Raw genomic sequence first — 24,764 nt, 5'->3', positions numbered from 1 at the left:
TCAAAAGCCTTAATAAGGCTATTAAATAATATTTTATTAACTTCAATTTATGAAAGCATTGATAATAGTTGATGTTCAAAACGATTTCTTGCCAGGCGGCGCATTAGAAGTTGCGCACGGCGATGAAATAATCGAACAGATAAATAGGATTCTACCAAAATACGAAATCGTGGTTGCTACGCAAGATTGGCATCCCTTAAACCACAAAAGTTTTGCTTCGTCACATGTAGAAAATAATGTTTTTGATGTAATAGAATGGAATGGCTATCAACAGACACTCTGGCCTAATCACTGTGTGCAAGGAACTCCAGGTGCTGAATTTTCAAGTCTGCTGGATACAAATAGGATACAGGTTATTTTCCGAAAGGGAATGGATAAAAAAGTAGATAGCTATAGTGGATTTTATGATAATCTCAAAAGTCATAGCACTGGGCTTGATGGTTTTTTGAAGTCCAAAAATGTAGACGAAGTACATATCTGTGGTTTAGCAGCAGATTTTTGTGTTTATTTCACAGCTATAGACGCATTAGAATTGGGGTACAAATCGGTCATCATTTCCAAAGGAACAAAAGCTATAGATAAAGATGCTTACATGAAAAAGAAAGAACTTTTCTTACAAAAAGGCGGTCTGTTTATTTAAAAAGATTAGTAGAACCGAATTTTCTAAGGTTATACGTGAAGGATAGTAAGAAATATCTGTTTAACGTATTCGAGGTTACGTCCGAGATATTATTTTCGGTTACTCTTCTGCTTACATTTTGTGCTTTGTTTAGTAAATCATATCCTTTTAAGGTGATTTCACCATTGCTTTTCTTGAAAAGCTTTTTACCAATAGAGGCATTCCAAATATAAGTCTCAATATTTGGATAGTTCATTATTCCTCCATTTTTTAACCATGTTAAGTTCGAAGTAAATACGATGTCTTTTAGAGGCTCAAGGGTCAGGTTGCTGTTCAATCTGTGGTTTACAACATGATATCGTGCAGTTCTTGTCATTATATTGGACGTTTCTCGTCCATCAATATTGTACGATAAACCGATGATGTATTTTTTTGAAAATTTGGAATTGATACCCACACTTTGACCGTATCCAAAAGTTTTATTTTTAATTGGAGACTCATTGATTTGTGCAAGCTCATTATTCATATACAAACGAGAATTCAGATTCAGATTAATCTTCAATTTTTCTATTGGAAGGCCAAAACTGTTGTTGATTCGGAACGAATAAGCTCCATCCGCATTTACAGGCGCAATATATTGTCCACCTGCTCCTAAGCGGATATCATCAAATAGGATTATGCTTGTGTCAGTTTGAATGATGCTGTTGATTATTTTATTTTGAATATATTCATAGTTTACATTGGTGGTCAGCGATTTGCCAGTCTTCTTGTTGACATCTTTAAACTCCAATCGTAATGAATGTGCATATTCCTGATCTAAATTTGGATTTCCTTTTGTTATGCGTAACTCATTCTGATTATTTATAAAATCTTGAAGTTGATTAATAGCAGGGGTATTAGTTTGTGTATTATAGCTAAATTCTATCTGTTTACTCGATGTAAACATGTATTTTGTAGACAGATGGGGTAATAGACTATTGAAATCGGCCGTAGTTTTGAGATTAATAGGCACAGTACGATTATTGTGGCGGATGCCATGCTGATATTTAATTCCAAGCTGTAATCTTATCGAATCTTTTAGTACATAGATATAGGAAAGTCCGCCACTATGGTAATTGTAATCATTTCGAAATTCATTGGATAAACGGTCTCGTAATTCACCCAACTGACCTGTTGCTGCCAAGAATTCATAGGTTTCTCGGTTGGAGTAGGAACCATTATTTCGAAAGTCATACTGCGCCTGCATTCTTCCGTTTTTAGATATTTGTTCTGTAAAAGAAAGCGTAGTATTAACCCCAGATCCGTATCCATTGCTTTGGCTAGAATTGTTATTTGTATCGATACGAGACAATACAGCATCTCTATAATATTCGGTGACAGCTAAGTTTAATCCTTGTGCATCGTCCTTATTTTTGTTGCCACTTGCGGATAAGGATAGAGTACGTCCATTTTTTTTGAATCGATGCATATAGGTCAAAGACGCTCCAAAACTCAAATTCTTTGAATCGTTTTCTGAAGAACGAATAGAATTATTGATAGGATTACTGCTTGTGTTAATGGTGTTGAAGTCTGTAGAATTTATTCTTTCAGAGCTGGTAAACTTCAGATTAGGGGAAAAATCTAATCTATTTGTGGAATCTATTTGCCATTTCAGTCTACCTCCAAATTCATGAGAAATATTCTGAACATCAGAGAGCTGATTTTGTGTCCGAAATTGATTAGCTTGATTTTGGGATAAATACTGAATATTAGACAATGAATTGGTCACAGTCGTGGAAGAATTAAAATTATAATCCGAACTAACCTCCATCCGATACTTCGGATATGTATTACTGAAATTCACTGCCGCCGCATATGTGTCCGATAAGCCTCGTTCGGTATTATTGTTTCCTCTTCTTGCTCCACCTCTTCCTTGCTCTCCAAAATTAGTTTCATTGATATTATTGGCCAAGAGATTGATCGCGTATTTTTTATCCTTATTGAAACTATTTGTGGAGGAATTAAAAGAGAATTTGTCACTATCGCCTTTACTTAAAGCTGATTTTCCGAAGTATCCGACCTTCTTGTCGGGTTTGGTAACAATGTTAATGACCTTATTGCGTTTGCCGTCATCGAAGCCAGAGAATCGGGATTGTTCTGATTTTTCATCAATCAATTGAATTTTTGCAATAATGTCGGCAGGAAGTGTTTTGAGGGCAACTTTAGGGTCTGAACTGAAAAATTCTTTTCCGTCAACAATTATACGTGTGACAGGCTCACCATGCGCAGTCACATTGCCATCTTCATCAATCATTACTCCCGGCACTTGAGCAACCATTTCATCTGCATCGGCAAAATCCCTGGTTACGAATTTCTTGGCATCGTATTCCATTGTGTCCCCTTTCAGTAAAACAGCAGGAGAAGCAGAGATTACAACCTCGTCAATACCTATATTATCCAATTCCAGAGGAATAGTTAAAGTTAGATTTTTCAAAGCTGATATTTGAATAGGTGTAAGTCTAGCTTGAAAACCTAATGCTTTTACACTAATACTATAATTTCCGGATTGAACTTGATTAAAAGCGAAATCTCCCAATTTACCGGAAGAAGTGGATTGTAGTACTGTACTATCTTTGTTATTTGCAATTAAACTTATTGTTGCTCCTGTGATTGCTGTTTTATCTTCTTTTGCTACAACCCTTCCATTAATTCTTTGTTGAGCATAAGAATTGACAGAATAGATAATAAAAAGTGTGTAGATAATAAAGTTTATAAATTTTTTCACAGGAAAATAGGTCTATTGTACAATAATAGTTTAAACATGTTAAACTTCAAATATTGTATCAAAATCGATATATTTGCTTGATTGTACGTGTTTTTATGAAGAGTTCCCTTTTAAGTAGAAAAGAAAAAATATTGGAAGCAGCATTGGTGTTGTTTGCAAAAAATGGTTATGCTGATACTTCGACAAAGGAAATTGCTGCGAATGCTGGTGTGTCAGAGGCTTTGATATTTAAACATTTTGGGAATAAAGATGCATTATTAGCGCATCTTATTAAATCTGGATACAGACGTGTACTTCAACATCACCGTGGCATGATGACTTATAAGAATGCAAAGGATTTCATCAAAAATATGATATTCTTACCGAGTAAGTTAGTTGCCGAAGAACCCATGTTTTGGAAATTGCAAGAACGTCTATCTCATATTCCATTCTCCAAATCTCAGCATGAGCAATTCATGAAGCCTGTTCATCCTATAATTATTCGAGCTTTTAAAGAGTTGGGCTACGAGAACCCCGAAATCGAAGCACAATATTTGCTATTGGTAATCGATATGCTATGGAAAAAAGAAGCTTGTGGAGAGATTGAAAATTCTATTGATCTGGCCTTGCTATTAGAACAAAAATATCAATTGCTTTAATGCGTGTTTGTGCGTTTTGTTGTAACAATTTTGCATAAACATTAAAATGTCGCAATTTTATTATATATTCGTGAGTATACTTTAAACAGAAATATATCATGCTGAAACCTATTTTAGCTTTTTCACTTGCTCTTATGACTTCTCTTGGAGCAGTAGCACAGAAAAGACCTGATTTTGTGAAATTCATTAATAGTAATCACAAATGGGTGGATTCCGTATTTAACTCTCTTACTCCAAAAGAACGTATTGGGCAGTTATTTTTAGTGCGTGCACATACAAATTTGGGACAAAAATTTATTGATTCGGTTGGTACAGTAATTAAAAATGAACAACTAGGCGGGTTAGTGGTATTCCAAGGTGGTCCAGTTCGTCACGTTGATATGATCAACAATTACCAAAAAGTTTCTAAAGTTCCTTTGTTGGTAACAATTGATGGTGAATGGGGATTAGGCATGCGTCTACCTGATTCAACTCAGTCTTTTCCTTATCAAATGACTTTGGGTGCATTGCAAGATAACTCCTTGATTTATGATATGGGTAGAGATGCAGCTAAAGATTTCTTGCGTTTAGGAATTCATTTCAATTTTGCTCCTACAGTAGATATTAACAATAATCCCAAGAATCCAGTTATCGGATTCCGTTCATTCGGTGACAATAAAGAAAATGTAGCTGTAAAATCAGCGGCTTATATGAAAGGAATGATTGATGGTGGAGTATTAGCGTCAATCAAACACTTCCCAGGTCATGGCGATACAGATGTGGATTCGCACTATGATTTGCCAAAATTACCTTTCACGAGAGAGCGTTTGGAAGAATTGGAAATGTATCCATTCCGTGAATTAATTAAACAAGGAGCGACTGCTGTAATGGTAGGTCATATGGATATTCCTGCCTTAGACAATACACCAAATCTTCCTTCGTCAATTTCTAAAAAAGTAGTTACAGACTTGTTGCGTAAACAGTTAGGTTTCCAAGGATTGACAGTAACAGATGCGATGAATATGAAAGGTGTAACAAAGTTCTTTCCAAATGGTGAGGCGGACATCTTAGCTATCGAAGCGGGTCATGATTTATTGGAATTATCCGATAATAGTGCGCGAGCAATTGCTCTTGTGGAGAAATCGATTCAAAGCGGACGCTTGAAACAAGCGGATATCGATGCTAGAGTTAGACGTGTATTGGCTGCTAAGTTGTGGTTAGGTTTGGATAAATACGCAGCAGCAAATCGTAACAGAGTATTCGACGATATTAATAGACCAGAAACAAAATCTTTAATCCAGCGTATGGCTGATGGAGCAGTAACGGTGTTGAAATCAAATCGTCGTATTCAGTCTTTTGATGCAAAGAAAGAGACTGTCGTAGTAAGTGTAGGAATCAGCAAAGCGCAAGATTTTGAGACAGCTTTAGCGGCAAGACTTACAAATGTGAAAAACATATATATTTCAGGTAAGGAAACAGAAGCTCAGCTAGAGGAATTAGTAAAAGAAGTAAGAAGCCATGAGCAAATCGTTCTTGCAATCCATGATGATAGATCACGTCCAAGACCCGCTTTAGATTTTTCAAAGGATGTGAATAATTTTATTGATAAAATTGCAGGTCGTCGTACGATTACTGTATTATTGACAAATCCGTATGCTATTACTTCAGTGAAAGTAGATCGTAGTGCTTCTATTATTATGGGCTACCAAAACGAAGCATTTATGCAACGTGCTGCAGTGAAAGTATTATTAAAGGATATTAAATCAAAAGGTAAATTGCCAGTGACGATCAACAAAACGTACGCATACGGCAAAGGTTTATAGTTAAATATTAAAATCTCCAGATAAGGCCAAGTTGATTTTTCAGCTTGGCTTTTTTTTATAATTTATTGTTCTAACTTTGCTTCAAATTATAACTACAAAGTAAATTATGGCATCTGAACAAATTTCTGTTTTCGATATGTTCAAAATTGGGATTGGTCCATCAAGTTCTCATACATTGGGGCCTTGGCGTGCTGCGCAACGTTTTGTTCAAAAATTAGAAGAAACAGGAGTTTTAGATCATGTGGAGCAGATCAATATCCTTTTATATGGATCTCTAGCAAAAACCGGGGTTGGTCACGGTACGGATATTGCTATTCTGCTTGGTTTAAGCGGTGACGATCCCGTAACTTTTGATGTCAATGATGTATTACCTAAAGTAGCGCGTATACAATCTTCTGGAAAGCTTGAGTTAGGTGGCAGACAAAATATTGATTTTTCTTACACGGATCAATTGCTTTTTCTTTTTGATCAAAGTCTTCCATTTCATCCCAATGCAGTTACTTTTCAAGTTTTTTTGAGAAATGGTACCGCCGTTAGCGAAACATATTATTCTATTGGAGGAGGTTTTGTTGTTCAAGAAGCTGATAGTACTTCAGTATTAAGTGAGGTGGAATTGCCTTTTCCGATTGATACAGCGCAGAATTTGATGAGTGCTTGTATGCGTACAGGGCTGAAAATTTCAGAACTGGTCTTGGAAAATGAATTATCATGGCGTTCGGAAGAAGAAACACGGAAAGGAATTCTTAATATTTTCCGCGTCATAAAAGAATGTATTTATAAAGGCTGCCACACCGAAGGCATATTGCCAGGTGGTTTAAATGTAGAACGTCGTGCTGCTCGTTTGAATAAGCGTATGCTCAAAGGTCGTACCTATACAGATTATGATTCTTGGCTGGAAGCAATCCGTGCAGGAGGTAAGGATTTCGGTTATATTTTAGATTGTGTAAGTTGCTTTGCTTTGGCTGTGAATGAAGAGAATGCTTCTTTTGGGCGCGTAGTGACAGCGCCGACAAATGGAGCTTCTGGTGTAATTCCTGCCGTATTGCAGTATTATGTAGCATTTTATGATGCTTATGACGACAATAAGATTATTCAATTTATAGCGACGGCTTCTGAAATTGGCTCTATCTTCAAAAAAGGAGCAACGATTTCAGCGGCAATGGGTGGTTGTCAAGCGGAGATTGGGGTTTCTTCCGCTATGGCGGCAGGCGCGTTGACGGAATGTTTAGGTGGTTCACAAAGACAAGTATTGATGGCCGCAGAAATAGCTATGGAACATCATTTGGGATTAACCTGTGACCCTATAGGTGGTTTGGTGCAAGTCCCATGTATCGAGCGTAACACAATGGGCGCTATAAAAGCTATTACCGCAGCACAATTGGCTTTGCAATCCAATCCCGATAAAGCTAAGGTAAGTTTGGATGCAGTAGTCAGCACCATGTGGGAAACTGCACAAGACATGAATGCGAAATATAAAGAAACCGCAGATGGAGGCTTAGCGGTAAAAGTCCCATTGAGTTTACCAGAATGTTAGCAATGGTGGTATACTTCTAATTTGAATTTTGTTATAAAGGTCGCTGGGATAAAGGGTTAAAAAGATATACCTTTGTCCTAAATATTCCACTATGTGCAAAAACACCCCTTCCCGAAGAAAAATTATTAGAGACAGTTATTTAAGTCTCATATTTTATTCTATCATGGTAAGCGTAGTGTGTAGTGTATTAGCATATTGTTTAAAGCATGCTACAGAATATTTTCAAGAATTGCTTTTTGAACGGATCGAGGAAATTAACCCTTTATTATTTATTATATTTCCTTCTATAGGGATTACGGCTATCTATTTTCTTCGAAAATATCTCTTCAAGAATAGAAAGAATAAAGGTATAAAGGAGATATACACTACTTTGGGCAATCGGAAAGATCATCTCCCTTTTTACAAGGTGCCTTCGCATATTATAAACGGGTTTCTTACTGTTATTTTTGGAGGCTCTACAGGTGTTGAAGTTTCTACCGTAGTCGCTGGTGCTACAGTAGGTAATCAAACCTATAAATTAAATAAATCAGCTCGCGCTTTTAAAACAGAATTAATCTGTGCTGCAGTAGCAGCTGGTGTAACTGTTTTATTTGGAAGTGCACTCGGAGGATTATTATTTGTTTTAGAGGTAATAGCAAGACGTAGTAGTAAAACTTTATTGGTAAGCTGTGGAATATCTACTTTAACGGCTTTTATATTCGTAAGTTTATTTGACTCCACTCCACTTATATCCATTCCCGTGCAGGACTGGCATTTATCCGCCCTACCATTTATATTGATACTTGCTATTCTCAGTGGTTTAATGTCGCTCTATTTTACCAAGATTGTAATCTATGCAAAACATTATTTTAGCAATATTCAGAATAATTTTTTACGCGTAAATATTGGTGCAATTACAGTCGGAATCTTAATACATTTTCTGCATCATATTTATGGAGATAGCTACCATGGGCTAAAAGAGATTTTGAATCAAAGTTTGACCAGCGCGGATCATTTAATTTTAATAATGCCGTTAATTCTCTTAATATTTCTAAAGCCTTTAGCTTCTGCGCTGACATTAGGTGCAGGGGGAGATGGAGGCGTATTCGCTCCAAGCATAGTAACAGGTGCATTTCTAGGTATTTTGGTAGCATTGCTATCTAATTATTGTTTCGGAACCGAACTTATTGTTTTGAATTTTGCCCTTTTTGGTGCAGTATCTATGCTATCTGCAAGTATACATGCTCCTTTTGCAGCTCTATTCATTGTATGTAATTTAGCGCCTAATGGTTTTGTGCTTATTGTACCCTTACTTTTGGCGAGTTTAGTAGCAAAGAGCTTGGCAAAAAAGCTTTATCCTTATAATGTATATACATATCCCGATAAAGTTGCTGTTATAAACAATTAAAAACATGAAATACTGCTCGATTGCTTCTGGATCTAATGGAAACTGTTATTATGTCGCTAAAGGCAATGATGCGGTATTAATTGATATTGGTATCAACACCAAGCATGTGTTGATTCGCATGGAAAGATTAGGAATTGATCCTACAAGTATCAAAGCAATCTTTATTACCCACGAGCACACGGACCATATTCGCGGACTTTCGGTTTTCAGCAAGCGTTTTCAGATTCCTGTATATATTACGAAAGGAAGTTATGAAGGTTCGAAACTGCATATGCCTGAACATTTGGTGAATTTTATACAACCAGATGAAAGGGTGAGGATTGGAGATTTAACCGTAATGGGAATTCCTAAATATCACGATGCAAAAGAGCCGTGTTCATTTGTAGTAACAGATGGAGAGGTTAATATTGGCATAATGACGGATTTGGGACGAGGATGTGATAATGTAAAACATGTGATCCAACATTCTGATGTCTTGTTGCTGGAAAGTAATTTTGACGAGGAAATGCTTCTGAAGGGGCGATATTCTTATTTTCTCAAAAATAGAATACGAAGCGGTTGGGGACATATTTCCAATGCGATGGCCTTAGAATTGTTTCTTGAAAATCGAACTCCACGCTTGAAACATCTCATTTTAGGACACCTTTCAGGTGAAAATAATACGGTGGAATTAGTGGATTCGTTGTTTCGACCGCATTGTGATGATATAGAGTTATCTATTGCCACCCGTACGGAAGAAACGCCAATTTATTCTTTTTATCTGGAACAGTTAATGGTTTAATATACCCCATTTGAGGTATTTTATAAAGTGTTTTTCCTATTTATTTTCGGAAATTAACTTAAAACAAATTAACTGTAATTTTATGAAAAATTTAATTTTAATAATCTGTGCAATCTGTGCGACATTAATCTCTCATGCGCAATTGCGTCCAGGTAAAAAGTACATTAACTTTGGATATTCATCTCAAAAATAAGTTCAAGTAGTAAATATTTCGAGGAATCAAAGGCAATGAAAAGTGATTTCGGAGCATTCTATAGTAGTGGTAAAACGTACTTTGTGCATCCTCAACCTATTGCAAAGCTATTACATTTTGGAATTGATGTTACATTTCTTGATTTAAACTATACGAAATATATGGAACTGGTAGAAGGTGAATACCAAGACGAAGAGGGTAATTGGGAGACTGGTGGAGAGGAAAAATTGATAACACATAAAGCTGAAGTAGGATTGCAGGTGGGTCCTTCAGTTCATTTAAAATTACCAGAAGGAATTGGCGTATCCGGATATTTTCGTTATGCACCTTCTTATTCTTTCCTATATTATGATGAAGAATTTTCAAGCGGTTTTGCAAATATGTTTACGTCAGGTTTAACTTTTAATTACAAAGTTTTTGGTGTTGGAGTAGAAACAAGTTGGGGAAAGACCAAACATAAATTTTCTTTGAATATAGATGATTTGGAAGAACAAGAAACTGAGACATCGGTTGCACAAAAATATAATCTTAAAGGCTCAAGAGTATTTGTAGCTTTTAATAACTAGATAAAAATATAAAAGGGCTTTATTAAAGCCCTTTTATATTAGTTCCATGTGAAAAAGATCTGCAATATGATTTTTTAGTTTGCCTTTTACTTTGGCCATATCCAATTTTCGGCCTAATTCTCTTTCCATTGAAGTCACGTCTTTATCGTCAATTCCGCAAGGAATAATATTTCTAAAATAAGCTAAGTCTGCATTTACATTGAATGCAAAACCATGCATAGTGACCCAACGTGAAGCACGCACGCCCATAGCACAGATTTTACGTGCTTTATCATTGTCGGCATCTAGCCAAACACCTGTATAACCTTCATATCGTCCCGCTTCAATGCCATAATCCGCAAGTGTCAAAATTATAGCTTCTTCCAACGTGCGTAAGTAAAGATGGATGTCCGTGAAAAAATTGTCCAAATCTAAAATCGGATAACCCACTATCTGACCAGGTCCATGATAGGTAATATCACCTCCGCGATTGATTTTATAGAATTTAGCTCCCTTTTCCTTTAATCCTTTTTCGTCTAATAACAAATATTCCTCATGACCGCTTTTTCCCAAAGTATACACGTGCGTGTGTTCTGTAAAGATTAAATAGTTCGGCGTTGGATTTGTTAAATTATTTGTTCTGTTATCTTGTTTTATTGCTAAAGTTTTGGAGAATATATCTTCCTGTCTATCCCACGCTTCTTGGTAATCTACCAACCCCCAATCTCTAAATTCTACTGTTTTGTTCATTTTTAATATAACAAATTATTATACGGATAACGAGCATTGTGCAATTCCGATATTACCTCGTAAAGCTTTTCTTTGAATTCTTCGATATTTGTTTTGTTTGTCGCGGATAAGAAAATCGCTGGATCCGAATTTTTAGCCATCCAAGAGTTTTTGAAATCATCTAATGTGACTTTAATTTCATCGCCATTTTCATCCACTTCTACCGCTGGTTTGAAACCATCTATTTTGTTAAAAACAGTAATAGTTGGTTTGTCCAACGCATTAATGTCTTTCAATGTTTCATTTACCGCTCTGATGTGGTCTTCAAAATTAGGATGGGAGATATCAACCACATGAATTAGTACATCGGCTTCACGAACCTCATCCAAAGTAGACTTAAATGATTCTACTAAATGGTGTGGTAACTTGCGGATAAATCCTACGGTATCTGAAAGTAAGAAAGGAAGATTTTCTATCACGACTTTTCTTACAGTAGTATCCAAAGTAGCGAAAAGTTTGTTTTCGATATAAACTTCGGCTTTGGAAATCATATTCAAAATCGTTGATTTACCAACGTTAGTATAACCGACCAAAGCTACACGAATCATGTCGCCACGATTTTTGCGTTGCGTCGCATTCTGCTTATCAATGGTTTTTAATTTCTCTTTTAATAAAGAAATTTTGTCTAAAATAATACGTCTATCTGTCTCGATTTGCGATTCACCAGGACCACGCATACCAATACCACCACGTTGACGTTCCAAGTGAGTCCACATACGTGTCAATCGCGGATATAAATATTGTAATTGTGCAAGTTCTACCTGAGTCTTCGCCTGTGCCGTTTGGGCGTGACTCGCAAAGATGTCTAAAATTAAACTTGAACGATCTAATATCTTTCGCTTCAATTCACGTTCTATATTGCGAAGTTGAGAAGGAGTCAATTCATCATCAAAAATAACCATATCCACTTCTTCGGCTTCGGCGTATTCTCTTATTTCTTCTAATTTACCAGTTCCTACAAAAGTAGCATGTTCTGGTTTTTGAAGTTTTTGCGTAAAAACTTTAACTGTTTCCGCGCCAGCAGTCTGTACCAAAAATTCTAATTCTGTCAAGTAATCTTGTGCCATTTGGTCGGACACATCAGGCGTAATGACCGAAACTAAAATTGCCGTTTCTTTTTCTGGAGCTGTATCTATTAATTTAAATCTTCTTGCCATAAATATGTTTTAGACGGTGGATGATGCGCAGTGCATCAATCCTATGTTATTAAAAATAACATCCAACAAAGGTAAAAGTTTTTTCTAGGAAATCTTATCCCAAGAGATGCCTGAATTACGTTGATTTAAATATTGCACAAGCAGTTGATTTTCTGGCAGTGCAAGTTGTGGATCTTGTTTGAAAATTTCGATGACCGAATTCCTAGCTTCCGCTAAGATATGTTGGTCTTTTGCCAAATCAGCAATTTTCATGTCCAAAACTCCCGATTGTTGAGTACCTGAAATATCTCCTGGACCACGTAATTCTAAGTCAACTTCGGCAATTTCAAACCCATCATTCGTGCGAACCATAGTTTCTAGACGTGTTCGTCCTTCTTTGCTCAACTTATTGCCCGACATCAGAATACAAAAAGATTGTTCAGCACCACGACCTACACGACCGCGCAATTGATGTAATTGGGATAGACCAAATCTTTCGGAATTTTCAATTACCATCACCGAAGCATTCGGAACATTTACACCAACCTCAATTACAGTGGTAGCGACCATGATTTGCGTTTCGCCTTTGACAAAGCGCTGCATCTCAAAATCTTTATCCTTGACTGGCATTTTTCCGTGGACAATGCTAATTTTATATTGTGGTAATGGAAATTCTTTTTGCAAGCTTTCTAAACCAGCTTCCAAGTTTAGTAAATCCATCTTTTCACTTTCTTTGATTAGTGGATATACAATGTACACCTGTCTTCCTTTGGCAATTTCTTCACGCATAAATCCGAAAACACGTAGTCTTTGGTTTTCGAAAAAATGAACTGTCTTAATAGGTTTACGGCCTGCTGGTAATTCATCTATGATAGAAATATCCAAATCTCCGTAAAGTGTCATCGCCAAAGTTCGAGGAATTGGTGTGGCAGTCATGACCAGCATATGTGGTGGAATAATATTTTTGCGCCATAATTTAGCTCGTTGCTCTACACCAAAACGATGTTGTTCATCAATTACGACAAAACCAATATTTTTGAATTTTACTTTATCTTCAATCAAAGCATGCGTACCAATTAGAATATCCAAAGTGCCTTCTTCTAGCTCTTGGTGGATGATTCTACGTTCTTTCGTACTAGTGGAACCAGTAAGTAATTTAATGTTGCAGATACCTTCGCCTAACAATTCTTTCAAACCATTATAATGCTGTGTTGCCAAAATTTCTGTTGGTGCCATCATACAGGCTTGGTAACCATTGTCAATTGCAATCAACATGCTCATTAAAGCAACAACAGTTTTACCGGAACCAACATCGCCTTGCACTAAACGGTTCATTTGTGCACCTGTATTGGTGTCTAAGCGAATTTCTTTCACCACGCGCTTTTGAGCATTCGTCAAAGGGAATGGTAATCGGGTGTTGAAAAAGGTATTGAATTTTTCTCCGACTTTATCAAAACGATGGCCTTTGTATTTCTGGGTATTGAGTTGTTTGTTGCGTAGTAATCGAAGCTGAATAAAGAATAATTCCTCGAATTTCATTCTTCGAACAGCTGCATTCAAATCATCCACATTTTGTGGAAAATGAATAGAAAGTAAAGCTTTTGGATAGGGAAGCAAATTGTGTTTGCTAACCAAATAGTCTGGCAATGTTTCTCTAAAATTTCTGTATGTAGTTTCAAGTGCTGTCTGTTGTAATCGTTGAATGCCCTTTGTATCAAGATTAAATTTCTTCAATTTCTCTGTTGAAGAATAAACCGGTTGCATTGTCAGATTACCGATTTTCTTCTCTTGCGAATTATATAGTTCAATCTCTGGATGCGTTATCGATATTTGACCATTGAATTCCGTGGGTTTTCCATAAATGATATAGGCCGAACCGACTTTTAGATTTTTTTTGAGCCAAGTGATGCTTTGAAACCAGACCAGTTCCATGGAGCCAGTTTCATCTTTGAAAATACCGACAAGACGTTTTGCTCTTTTTTCACCAACTTCTTTCAGTTGAATCAATCGACCCAAAACCTGAGCTCCAATCAAATCTGAATGCAACTGACGAATCTTGTGAAATTTGGTGCGGTCAATATAGCGAAAAGGATAATATTGCAATAAATCACCAATAGTAAATATCTGCAACTCTTTTTTGAGCACATCGGCCTTTTGTGGACCAACACCTTTAAGGTATTCTATAGGAGTAATTACAGATAAATCAGCCATTGCTAAGAATGGCTAATTTACGAAAAAGTAATTTTCTCGACGAAGTAAACACAAATTGTTGATAAATGAAAAGCCATTCCGAAGAATGGCTCTCACTAAATGATACTAGAGTAATTGTGGATTAGTTTAAATTATTAATGATATTAGCCAAGTTGGATTTTGAAGTAATGTCCAAGTCACTTTCAGAAAAGTTGATTACGCCATCTGCTACTATAGTTGCTTTTTTGATCGCATAGACTAAAGATCCATTGCTTTCGGATGTGAATATCACGTGAAGATTTAATCCAACAGGAATGTAACCATAATGCTCGCTAAAGAATTTCTCTACTGAATCGTATGTATCCAAGCGTGCTAAAACATTTCGTTCACCTTCATATGATAGGTATACAGCTGCATTCGACATGTTGTATTGAGCTGGAACAGTCACTTTAATTTGAGTTTTCGGTCTAGAATCGTTGTAGAATCGATCTACATTAGTCCAACCAAATTCTGATGCCCAAACATGGTAGGTTGCCGATTCTGTATTCGCATTTATACCTGCTTCTTTACCTTGACCTGCTGCATCTCTTATCACCTCATCCCACGTAAGTTCACCATCTTCATCTATATTACCCCTCCAAAGTTTCATGTCTTGGTCAATCCCTCCTGTGAGTGCCGCTGGAATATCAACAAAGAATGGACATCCTGATCTGAGTTTCTGATTACCTTTCGTTACTTCGATATTGAATTGACCACCAGTTACTAATGGTAGTAAGTCGCCTGCACTATTTTTACCCATTAGTGGCTTGTTTGTCGCTGTCATATTACCGCGGTCATACATTTCTACAAAAGAAAGGTTCACATCACCAGTGACCACATTTCCATTGTTGTCACGAAGACAGTTTGGTGAGATTCTTACTTCTGTTCCTTTATCAGTTTCAAAAGTAATTCCATCTTCTGCTTTAAAAGTTTTAGTAAGTGTAATATCTGTCAAAGCATTTTTGCGAAGATCAGCGAAACCTACAGCTGAGGGGTTTGCGATTAAGGATACAGATTCCGTTTCATTTTTACATGATGAGAATGTAATAGTTGCACAAGCTAAAAGTGCCAATAAAGTAGAGTTTAATTTCGTTTTCATACTATTGAATTTTTAATGTTTTACAATCAGTTTTCAATAGTATATCAACATGTTTATTTTTTTGTTACCGGGTAAGGGGAGATTTTTTTTAAAAAAAATAAAAAGCTGCTTTGCAAATGGAACAAAGCAGCTTTTTCAGAAAAAGTATTTTTTGGTTAAGCTTTCCAAGCAATAACCGAGATCTCTACATTTACGTTTTTAGGTAATGTCTTCACAGCTACACATTCGCGAGCGGGTTGATTGATTGTAAAGTATTGCGCATAAATTTCATTCACAGCAACAAAATCACCCATATCACTTAAGAATATCGAAGCTTTTACTACATCTTCAAAACCATAACCAGCTTCAGTAAGGATAGCTTGAATATTTTTAAATACTTGATGCGTTTCGTCTTGAATGCCTGAGCTTACTAATTCCATAGTTTCTGGAATCAAAGGGATCTGACCAGAAACAAATAATGTTTTGTCCGCTTTTACGGCTTGATTATACGGGCCTATCGCTGCAGGGGCTTTTTCAGTATTAATGATAACTTTTTGTGACATGATTATTTGTCTATAAATATTTTATAAATTATTCCGAATAAGAAGAGAATAATAGCTACCGCATTGATGATATACATCACACGTATAGATGTAGGTTTTTTGTTGTTAGCGTCTCCCATTTTTCTCTATTTAGGCTAAGTTACAATGCTGTTCGGGTAAAAACAAATCAAAAAGCTTTTAGTATTATTGTAAATATGGAAAGGAAATTTGCACTAACAAATGGTGTTATATTCTCGGGGGATAAGACATTTAAGCATAAAGCGTTGCTTATTGAAGGAAATGCCATTGCTGGGATAGTAGATAATGCAGAAATTCCCTCGGATTTTGATAAAATCGATGTACAAGGAAAGAATATTTGTCCTGGTCTGATTGATTTACAAATTTACGGAAGTGGAAACCATTTGTTTTCCGCAGAATTAACAACAGAAGCTATATATAAAATCGAACAATCCTTATTGAAGCAAGGTTGTACATCTTTTTACTTGACGTTAGCAACGAATACATTGGGGCTTTTTAAAGAAGCTATTGAAGTGTACAAATCAGCTAAACCTCGGGTTGCATTGGGGCTGCACTTAGAAGGACCATTCTTAAATCCTGCAAAAAGAGGAGCACATCCCGCAGAACTAATTTTAGAGCCTAATGTTTCTATGTTGGAGGAATTATTCGCTAGTCATGAGGGAACTGTGAAAATGATGACTATTGCACCAGAGTTAGTTAGTGATGATTGCTTAGGATATCTTCAAAAACAAGATGTATTAATTAGTGCTGGTCATAGCAATGCGAGTTTGGAAGAAGCGAAAGCTTCTTTTGCTAAAGGTATTCGAACAGTTACTCACCTTTGGAATGCGATGTCTCCTTTACATCATCGTAATGTAGGGCTACCAGGAGCGACATATAATCATTCTTCGGTGCATGCATCGATTATAGTAGATGGCATCCATGTGGATTACGAAGCGGTGAAAATCAGTAAAGCTATGATGGGGGCCCGTTTGTTTTTGATTACGGATGCGGTGGCAGCATGCGATAGAGGTATCTATCAGCATGTGTTTAATGGGGATCATTATGGTTTGCCAGATGGCACGCTGTCTGGGTCGGCATTAACGATGTTGCAGGCAATAAAAAATTGTGTGAAACATGTAGGAATTCCTTTAGAAGAAGCCATTCGAATGGCAACGATATATCCTGTTAATCTTATTGGCCGTAAGGATTTGGGGAGATTGGAAGCAGGAGCATTAGCTAATGTTTTGGTTTTTGATTCCAATTTTGACGTCGATTCGGTTTATTTTGAAGGCGAAAAGGTGAAATGAAATTTCATGTAAAAATTCCGAAACCATAAATTCTTTTAACATATATAATGAAGTATAATTAAACTATATCTGTAGTTTTGTATCCTATGAAAATTAATGTAATTCGATTATTCGCTCTATTTAGTTTACTAGCTATTATTACGTTTTCTTGTAAATCACGTAAATCCAAAGAATTAAAAACAGTCGTAGAAACTTCAGTTCCTGAGGTGCAACATGAAACGGTAGAAGTTCCGGCAGTACCTGCAGCTCCTCTTACAAAAGCAGGTGTTGAATCTAAATCTGCCGCCAAAAAAGAAGAACAGGTTAATAAAGAGGAGAAGATTATTGTACAGTTACCTGAAGTGCCACGTGAATTCCGCGCAGCTTGGATAGCAACTGTTGCAAATATTAACTGGCCGTCAAAACGTAATTTGACTACTCAACAACAAAAAGAAGAAGCTATACGCTTGTTGGATATGTTGAAAAATAACAATTTCAATGCGGTTATTTTTCAGGTAAGACCATCGGCAGATGCTTTATATGATAGTAAATTCGAACCTTGGTCTTATTTCTTAAATGGCGAAATAGGCAAAAAGCCATATCCATATTACGATCCTTTAGAATTTTGGGTAGAAGAAGCACATAAGCGCGGATTAGAATTACACGTATGGCTGAATCCGTACCGTGCTCATCATACTAATGGAGGTACTGTAACATCTGAGTCTATGGCTAAGAAAGCTTCGGATTATGTGGTACGATTGAATAATGGTATGTACTGGTTTGATCCAGCGGACATTCGTACGCAAGATCATGCTGCACGCGTGGTAAATGATATTGTAACACGTTACGATATTGACGGTGTTCACTTTGATGATTATTTCTATCCGTATGCGAGCTACAATGGTGGATCCGATTTTCCAGATAGCAAAACATGGAATGCTTACAAAGCGAATGGAGGTCAATTATCAAGAGGTGATTGGAGAAGGATGCATGTTAATAATTTTATTGAACGTATCTACAAAGAAATCAAAGCGGAAAAACCTTTTGTGAAATTTGGGTTAAGTCCATTTGGAATTTGGAAACCAGGTTATCCTGCCGGAATCACAGGTTCTTCGCAATACGATGAATTATATGCTGACGCAAAATTATGGTTAAACAAAGGTTGGGTGGATTATTTCACACCTCAACTGTATTGGCCTATAGAACCCGCTAGACAAAGTTTTACATCCTTGTTGAAATGGTGGGAATCTGAAAATACTTTTGGAAGACATTTGTGGCCTGGATTAAATACAGTAGAAGTAAAAGCTGCACATAAACCTACTGAAATTGTTAATCAGATAAATGCTACACGCACAATTGTTCCTAAGAGTCCAGGGGCAGTACATTGGAGTATTGCTGGATTAACTAAAAACGCTGAAATGTTGTCCACTATTGCAAATGGTCCTTATAAGGAGAAATCTTTAGTTCCAAAGTCACCTTGGTTAAAAGCGAATCCATTATTGGCGCCAACTCTTTTAATTACACCTGAGCAAGGCAAGATTTTCGTTAAATGGTTACACCAACAGCCTGAGCAGGTAAGACAGTACGTTGTATATGCTAAATATGGTGATGTTTGGGAATGGGAAATCGTCGAGAATCAAATCTCTTCTAAAAAATTTGCCTCATCCAAAAATGGTAAGAAACTGAATACAATAGCTATCAAAGCGGTAGATCGACTTGGTAATGAAAGCGATTACGAAGCTCAAATCATTAAATAATATATAATGAGCAATAAAAGTCAGAGTCCCAAGTTCAGGATTTATTAAACATAATATTTTTACTGTTATAGAAACTAATAATGAAGCTCTCCAATTATGGAGAGCTTTTTTTCTTTCATTTGTTTTCTTTCAGAAAATCTTTTTTATGCAAATGATTTATTGTAAATAAACTCTCCATTGTTTAAATAATAAAACTTTTTGATAGGGTTTCATTTATTGCTTTGTAATATTTTAATAATTCTTGCGTTTTTGTACTGTTTTATGTTGAGAATAAGATTAAAAATTAATACATTGCAGAAAGATTGATCTTTTTATCGCGCTTTTATGCATATTTTTTCAGTTATTTATTGAAATATGTTAAAAGAATTATGAATCTACTATTATATCAAAAAACTAACTCTTATAAGTTAACTAAATAACTATTATTAAATCAACTATCAAACGTATGAAAAGAAGATTTCTTCTCACATTTTTCGGGGTAGCAGTATATGCATCCTGTTTGATGGCCCAACAAAAGTCTATTTCTGGGAAGGTATTAAGTCCTACTGGGGAGGCTTTGGGTAATGTTACAGTCGTGGTTCAGGGGACAAACCGCACTGTCAAAACCAATTCGGATGGCTCCTTCACTATTCAGGCATCACCTGGAGAAAAACTCTTATTCAGATCAGTGGGCAGCTCAGAATTTGTACAAGAAGTTGGAGCAAATAATGTGTATACTATTACTTTGCAGGGGTCCGAAGAAGCCCTTCAAGAAGTTGTAGTTACTGCGATGGGTATCAAGAAGGAAAAGAAGGCATTAGGATACGCTGTACAAGATTTGAATGCAGAAGAATTGATGAAAAATAAGACGGCCAACGTTATTAACTCATTGGCTGGGAAAATTGCTGGGGTCAATGTTACTCAGACGAGTGGTGGAGCAGGAGCAGGGGCAAGTATTATCTTAAGGGGTGGTACTTCTTTAGAGCGAGACAATCAGCCTTTGTTTGTGGTAGATGGAATTATTTATGACAACTCTACGAACATTAATGGCAATAGTGGCTTTGATGGTGCTCAGGCTACTAACTCAGTATATAGTAACCGTGTAATGGATATTAATCCAGAAGATATTGAAAATGTTTCGGTTTTAAAAGGGCCTGCCGCGGCAGCCTTATATGGTTCAAGAGCTGCAGCTGGTGTTGTTTTAATTACGACCAAATCAGGAAAAGAAGGAAGTGCTAGTGTAGGTTTTAATACTCGTTTGGTAGCAAACTGGGCAAATAGATTGCCAGAGCAGCAAGGAACTTATAAGCGAGGAGCCTATCAACAAAATGGCACCTTATTAGAAGGAGATGCTACGACGACAATGGGGTCTTGGGGTGCTAAATACGCCGCAGGCGAAACAGTATACGATAACATTGGAAATTTTTTCAAAGGGTCCAATACTTGGGACAATTCCGTGAATGTTTCTGGGGGTTCAAAAAATGGCAGCTTTTACCTTTCTGCGTCCGATTATCGTCAAGATGGTATCATGCAGGCTTCTGAATACAATAAAACTACATTTAGATTCAATGGCGAACAAAAGTATGGCATCTTCAAAATCGGGGCAAACGTAGCTTATTCTGTTGCTGATCAACTGAGTTCGTTGACTTCAGGTGGATTGTACGGATCAAGTGGTGAAGGTGCTGTTCAGGCAGCTTACATATGGCCAAGAAATCTGGATATGACTCATTATTTGAACGAAGATGGGTCAAAATATAGATTATTTGATTGGGAATTGGTTCAGAATGATTACGATAACCCATATTGGATTCTCAACAAAATGCCCCGTAAAGACAAAACTAAAAGGTTAACAGGTGGTATCAAGGGTTCTGTTGATGTGGCAGACTGGTGGACTATAAACTATACATTTGGTATAGATAGATATACCAACAATACTACTCGCTTTTCGGAGCCGGGCTCTGGTATTTCTTTGATTTACCAAAAAGGTTTATTATCTGAAAATGATCGTGACTTTGAATTTATTAGTTCGAATATCATGTCCAATTTCAAAAAGAAATTTGGTGATTTTGATATGAATCTATTGGTAGGTACTACGATGGAAAAATCGGATGTAAACTATAATGGAAGAAAGGCGTGGAATTTCATTATTCCAGGATTCTATTCTTATATGAATGCGGCAACGACGGATCGTCAGGCAGCGCAATCATTGAGTCAGAAAAGATTAGTTGGGGTATTTGGAGAGTATAGAACCTCCTATAAAGACTTTTTGTTCTTGACTTTAACTGGGAGAAATGACTGGACTTCTACCTTACCTGTAGCTAACCGTTCATATTTCTATCCTTCTGCTTCAGGAAGTTTTGTGTTCACTGAATTTGTTCCTAATCAAGATATCCTATCATTTGGTAAGTTACGTGCTTCATGGGCAAGAGTGGGTAAGGATGCTGATCCTTATGTTACAAATACATATGTGGTATCCCCTGCAGAATATACTTTATATAATGGTGGTACAGGAGTTGGTGTTCGTAATGACTGGTTGAGAGGTAACAAAGAGTTGATTCCAGAAATTACAGAATCTCAAGAGTATGGTGTAGATCTTAAGTTCTTAAATAATAGATTAGGTTTAGACTTTACGTATTACAAAAATAGTAGTATCAACCAGGTAATGCAACCGCGTACGAGTCAGGCTACAGGTTATATTTTAATGTATACTAATGCGGGAACAATCGTAAATAATGGTCTTGAATTATCACTTTCCGCAAACCCAATTAAGCGAGAAGACTTTAAATGGGATTTGGTATTAAATACCTCAAGAAATAAAGGTAAAGTAAAAGACTTATTGCCAGGATTGGAAATATTATACGTGACTGATGTTCAGGTTGGTAACGCTAAAGCAGCTTCATTCAACGGAGGTAATTTCATGGCTATCTCTGGTTCTAAATGGTTGAGAAGCCCTGAAGGACATTTAGTATTAAATGCGGAGTCTGGAATGCCTACATCAGATGGTTTAGTTACACACGAAATTGGTAACCGCGAACCTCGATTGTTTGGTGGTCTTAATAATAATTTTCAATATAAAAATTGGAATCTATCCTTCTTATTGGATTATAGAATCGGTGGTGATATCTACAACGGAACAGATTATTATATGACCAATAATGGTACAAGTTTACGTTCTGCAGACCGCGAAAAATTAACTATTACTGGTGTTGTAAAAACGGGAGAAACAACAAATCCTGATGGAACAAAAGTACCTACTTATTCGGAGGTGAAAACTTTTGAATATGAGGCAGGTAAAATGTATAAGGTAGGTAATCAAGATGTAAGTGGAGAAAATCTGATTAATAATTACTATTGGCAATCTGCTTATAATTTGGAATCAACAAATTATATGACAGATACGAATTGGTTGAGATTGAGATCTGTAACATTATCTTACTCACTATCACAAGAAAGTTTAAGTCGTCTGAAGGGTATTAAAGGATTAACAGCAACCCTTACAGGTACAAACCTATGGTTATGGACAAATTATAAAGGAATGGATCCAGAAACTTCAGCGGCGGGTTCAGGTGCTGTGGGATCTAGTTCTGTGGGTATTGATTATAATGGTATCCCTGCTTTAGCTGGTGTATCGTTTGGACTTAATTTTACTTTTTAATATAAGCTTATCATGAAAAGATTAACATATTTATTAGGAGCTTTATTAGCGTTGAATTTTACATCATGTGAAAAGTTCTTGGATGTAAATGAAAATCCAAGTAAGGCTAGTGACGTAGTTCCTAGTCCGGATCTTCGTTTGAGATCTATTCAGATGCAATTTGTTGACGCGTATGAATCTTCAGGAACGCGTGCTTCTTGGATCACTCAAAATATTACGAAAACAACTGGTTCTACCAATAATGACTTAATTATAAGATGGGATTTCCCATTAGCCTCAACTACATGGCCATATCAAGCGTGGTTTGTGTATACAGCGACTAACTTAGAGCCACTTATTGACAAAGCAACAGCTGAAGAAGCATGGCATTATGTGGGAGCTGCGCAACTTATTCACGCTTGGGGTTTTATGTTGATGTTAGATTTGTATGGAGAGATGCCATATACTCACGCGTTAGGATCGGACATTACGCCAGAATACGATGATGGAAAAACTATTTTCTACGGATGTTTAGAAATGTTAGATAAAGCCATTGAGAATTTGTCAAAAGCTCAGCCAGCATCGGCTACTCCTCTATCCAATGGTGATATCTGGAACGGTGGGGATAATCAGAAATGGATTAAATTAGCTTACGGGTTGAAAGCTAGGTGGTTAAATAATTTATCTAAAAAATCTTTTTATGATCCAGATGCTATATTAGATGCATTAAGTAAAGCGCCAGCTAGTGTAGAAGATAATACTACAGTGCAATTTATGAATACGGATGCGACTAATATATCGGGAACAGTTGCGGCATTACAACATACAAATGCGGGTGGTACTACTTCAAGAATGTCCAAATGGTATAAGGATTTGTTAACTAATACTTACACAGGTGGATCTGGAGTACAAGACCCTCGTACTACGCGAATCATACCAAGTGCAGAGTTTAATCAAGCTGATGGAACAAAGGAATTTAGATTATCAGCTGGTGTAGATCTTATTAATTCGACTATTCGTACGCAATCAGGACCAGTAGCATTTGAAATTATGGCAGTGAAACCAGCGGAAGTAACGGCTACAAATCCTCTTGGTGGAACTAGAGCTACATCCGCAGCTTTACGCGCTAACCCTGAATATAAAAATCGTTGGTTCACCACGAGCACAAATGCAAGCCGTGTTGGTGATTCTATTTATTTGCCAATCTATGCAGATCGTTTTGATTGGATTATTCAATTTCCAGATAATAAAAACGATCAATATTTAGCTAATCGTTATAATGGTATGACATTAGACAATCCGAACTTTAATGATAACACTATCAATATTAGCTCAACGGGTAGTTTCTATTTAAGAGCAGATGCTCCAGCACATTTGTTGGGTTATCATGAAATGTGCTTTATTAAAGCGGAAGTGTTATTCCGTAAGGGTGATGTGACGAACGCTTTAGCGGCATACAAAGCGGGTATTAGGGCGCATATGGAAGCTATGAATGCTAAACTTAAAGATTATCCCCAAACACACTATGGAAAGAAAATTATAACGGAAACAGAAATTACTAATTTCTTGAATAGTGCTGCGGTGGCTCAGACTGGCGCTCAATTGACTATGGCTAAAATTATGCAGCAAAAACAAATTGCTATGTCTATGACTGTACAGAACTGGAATGATATGAGAAGATTTGATTATTCAGCTGTTCATCCACAGTTTGGTGTAGTATATCCAGATTTTGGTCGTCCATACGAATTTAACTCTGCATCGGCAGAATGTTATCCTTCTCAAGATCCTCAAAACCCAAGATATTGGCCAAGAAGAATTCAACAATGTTCGCACGAGCGTAACTACAATTCAGAAAACTGGTTAGCATCTAATCCAGAAGCTAGTGCTAGAACGATCCTTTCTTATCCAGTATGGTGGGATACTGCGGAATAGAACTTACTCATAATTGATAACAACCAGGAGCCTCCTCACAAGGGAGGCTTTTTTATTAGGGAATCGATAGCGTAACATGAAAGTTACTTTGTTGTGTCTATAATACACTAAGTACTGA

18 protein-coding genes are annotated in these 24,764 nt (G+C 36.6%); 11 read left to right on the top strand and 7 right to left on the bottom strand.

Annotation, left to right across the window (positions count from 1 at the left end; translation table 11 throughout):
• The first annotated feature begins 49 nt into the window (after positions 1–49).
• Positions 50–640, top strand: coding sequence for a bifunctional nicotinamidase/pyrazinamidase (gene pncA, locus G5B32_RS04265; protein WP_165290326.1), 591 nt, complete (start codon positions 50–52; stop codon positions 638–640).
• Here pncA and G5B32_RS17530 read toward each other — a convergent pair.
• Complete coding sequence (locus tag G5B32_RS17530) at positions 633–3,383, bottom strand: outer membrane beta-barrel protein (protein WP_165290325.1); 2,751 nt, start codon at positions 3,381–3,383, stop codon at positions 633–635. The two genes, pncA and G5B32_RS17530, sit on opposite strands and share 8 nt — an antisense overlap.
• A gap of 95 nt (positions 3,384–3,478) precedes the next feature.
• On the opposite strand from G5B32_RS17530, the gene G5B32_RS04255 reads away from it, so the two are divergent.
• The 6 genes from G5B32_RS04255 (at position 3,479) to G5B32_RS04230 (ending at position 10,284) form a co-directional block, all read left to right on the top strand.
• Positions 3,479–4,021, top strand: a complete 543-nt coding sequence (locus G5B32_RS04255) for a TetR/AcrR family transcriptional regulator (RefSeq protein WP_165290324.1) — start codon at positions 3,479–3,481, stop codon at positions 4,019–4,021.
• Between the two features lie 98 nt (positions 4,022–4,119).
• Positions 4,120–5,823 (top strand): glycoside hydrolase family 3 protein, encoded by a 1,704-nt coding sequence (locus G5B32_RS04250; RefSeq protein ID WP_165290323.1) that lies wholly within the window; start codon positions 4,120–4,122, stop codon positions 5,821–5,823.
• 106 nt (positions 5,824–5,929) lie between these two features.
• On the top strand, positions 5,930–7,357 hold the full coding sequence (locus G5B32_RS04245) for an L-serine ammonia-lyase (RefSeq protein WP_165290322.1): 1,428 nt from the start codon (positions 5,930–5,932) through the stop codon (positions 7,355–7,357).
• A 163-nt stretch (positions 7,358–7,520) separates the two neighbouring features.
• Positions 7,521–8,744 (top strand): chloride channel protein, encoded by a 1,224-nt coding sequence (locus G5B32_RS04240; protein ID WP_240898990.1) that lies wholly within the window; start codon positions 7,521–7,523, stop codon positions 8,742–8,744.
• Between the two features lie 4 nt (positions 8,745–8,748).
• Positions 8,749–9,525, top strand: a complete 777-nt coding sequence (locus tag G5B32_RS04235) for an MBL fold metallo-hydrolase (protein WP_165290320.1) — start codon at positions 8,749–8,751, stop codon at positions 9,523–9,525.
• Positions 9,526–9,753: 228 nt separating this feature from the next.
• Complete coding sequence (locus G5B32_RS04230; RefSeq protein ID WP_165290319.1) at positions 9,754–10,284, top strand: hypothetical protein; 531 nt, start codon at positions 9,754–9,756, stop codon at positions 10,282–10,284.
• Between the two features lie 33 nt (positions 10,285–10,317).
• Here G5B32_RS04230 and lipB read toward each other — a convergent pair whose 3' ends face one another.
• The 6 genes from lipB to G5B32_RS17525 all read right to left on the bottom strand — a co-directional run bounded on the left by lipB (position 10,318) and on the right by G5B32_RS17525 (position 16,177).
• Complete coding sequence (gene lipB, locus G5B32_RS04225; protein WP_165290318.1) at positions 10,318–11,013, bottom strand: lipoyl(octanoyl) transferase LipB; 696 nt, start codon at positions 11,011–11,013, stop codon at positions 10,318–10,320.
• A 2-nt stretch (positions 11,014–11,015) separates the two neighbouring features.
• Positions 11,016–12,209, bottom strand: a complete 1,194-nt coding sequence (gene hflX, locus G5B32_RS04220) for a GTPase HflX (protein WP_165290317.1) — start codon at positions 12,207–12,209, stop codon at positions 11,016–11,018.
• A gap of 84 nt (positions 12,210–12,293) precedes the next feature.
• Entirely contained in the window at positions 12,294–14,399 is a 2,106-nt protein-coding gene (gene recG / locus G5B32_RS04215) for an ATP-dependent DNA helicase RecG (protein WP_165290316.1), read from the bottom strand.
• Between the two features lie 121 nt (positions 14,400–14,520).
• Positions 14,521–15,516: a hypothetical protein gene (locus G5B32_RS04210; protein ID WP_165290315.1), complete on the bottom strand. Its 996-nt coding sequence runs from the start codon at positions 15,514–15,516 to the stop codon at positions 14,521–14,523.
• A gap of 155 nt (positions 15,517–15,671) precedes the next feature.
• Positions 15,672–16,058: a RidA family protein gene (locus G5B32_RS04205; RefSeq protein WP_165290314.1), complete on the bottom strand. Its 387-nt coding sequence runs from the start codon at positions 16,056–16,058 to the stop codon at positions 15,672–15,674.
• A gap of 2 nt (positions 16,059–16,060) precedes the next feature.
• The gene (locus G5B32_RS17525; RefSeq protein ID WP_317166081.1) at positions 16,061–16,177 is read right to left on the bottom strand and encodes a DUF6728 family protein; all 117 of its coding nucleotides are present in this window, start codon (positions 16,175–16,177) and stop codon (positions 16,061–16,063) included.
• Between the two features lie 75 nt (positions 16,178–16,252).
• On the opposite strand from G5B32_RS17525, the gene nagA reads away from it, so the two are divergent.
• The 4 genes from nagA to G5B32_RS04185 all read left to right on the top strand — a co-directional run bounded on the left by nagA (position 16,253) and on the right by G5B32_RS04185 (position 24,646).
• Complete coding sequence (nagA, locus tag G5B32_RS04200) at positions 16,253–17,365, top strand: N-acetylglucosamine-6-phosphate deacetylase (RefSeq protein ID WP_165290313.1); 1,113 nt, start codon at positions 16,253–16,255, stop codon at positions 17,363–17,365.
• 86 nt (positions 17,366–17,451) lie between these two features.
• Complete coding sequence (locus G5B32_RS04195; RefSeq protein ID WP_165290312.1) at positions 17,452–19,101, top strand: glycoside hydrolase family 10 protein; 1,650 nt, start codon at positions 17,452–17,454, stop codon at positions 19,099–19,101.
• Between the two features lie 445 nt (positions 19,102–19,546).
• The gene (locus G5B32_RS04190) at positions 19,547–22,735 is read left to right on the top strand and encodes a SusC/RagA family TonB-linked outer membrane protein (protein ID WP_165290311.1); all 3,189 of its coding nucleotides are present in this window, start codon (positions 19,547–19,549) and stop codon (positions 22,733–22,735) included.
• 12 nt (positions 22,736–22,747) lie between these two features.
• A complete protein-coding gene (locus G5B32_RS04185; protein ID WP_165290310.1) occupies positions 22,748–24,646 on the top strand; it encodes a SusD/RagB family nutrient-binding outer membrane lipoprotein in 1,899 nt (632 codons plus the stop codon).
• Positions 24,647–24,764: the final 118 nt, after the last annotated feature.

It is taken from the genome of Sphingobacterium sp. SGL-16, from assembly GCF_011043515.1.
In the GTDB taxonomy this organism is placed as follows: domain Bacteria; phylum Bacteroidota; class Bacteroidia; order Sphingobacteriales; family Sphingobacteriaceae; genus Sphingobacterium; species Sphingobacterium litopenaei.
The sequence above is the reverse complement of the archived record's forward strand: the minus strand, read 5'-3'. Positions and strand labels throughout refer to the sequence as shown.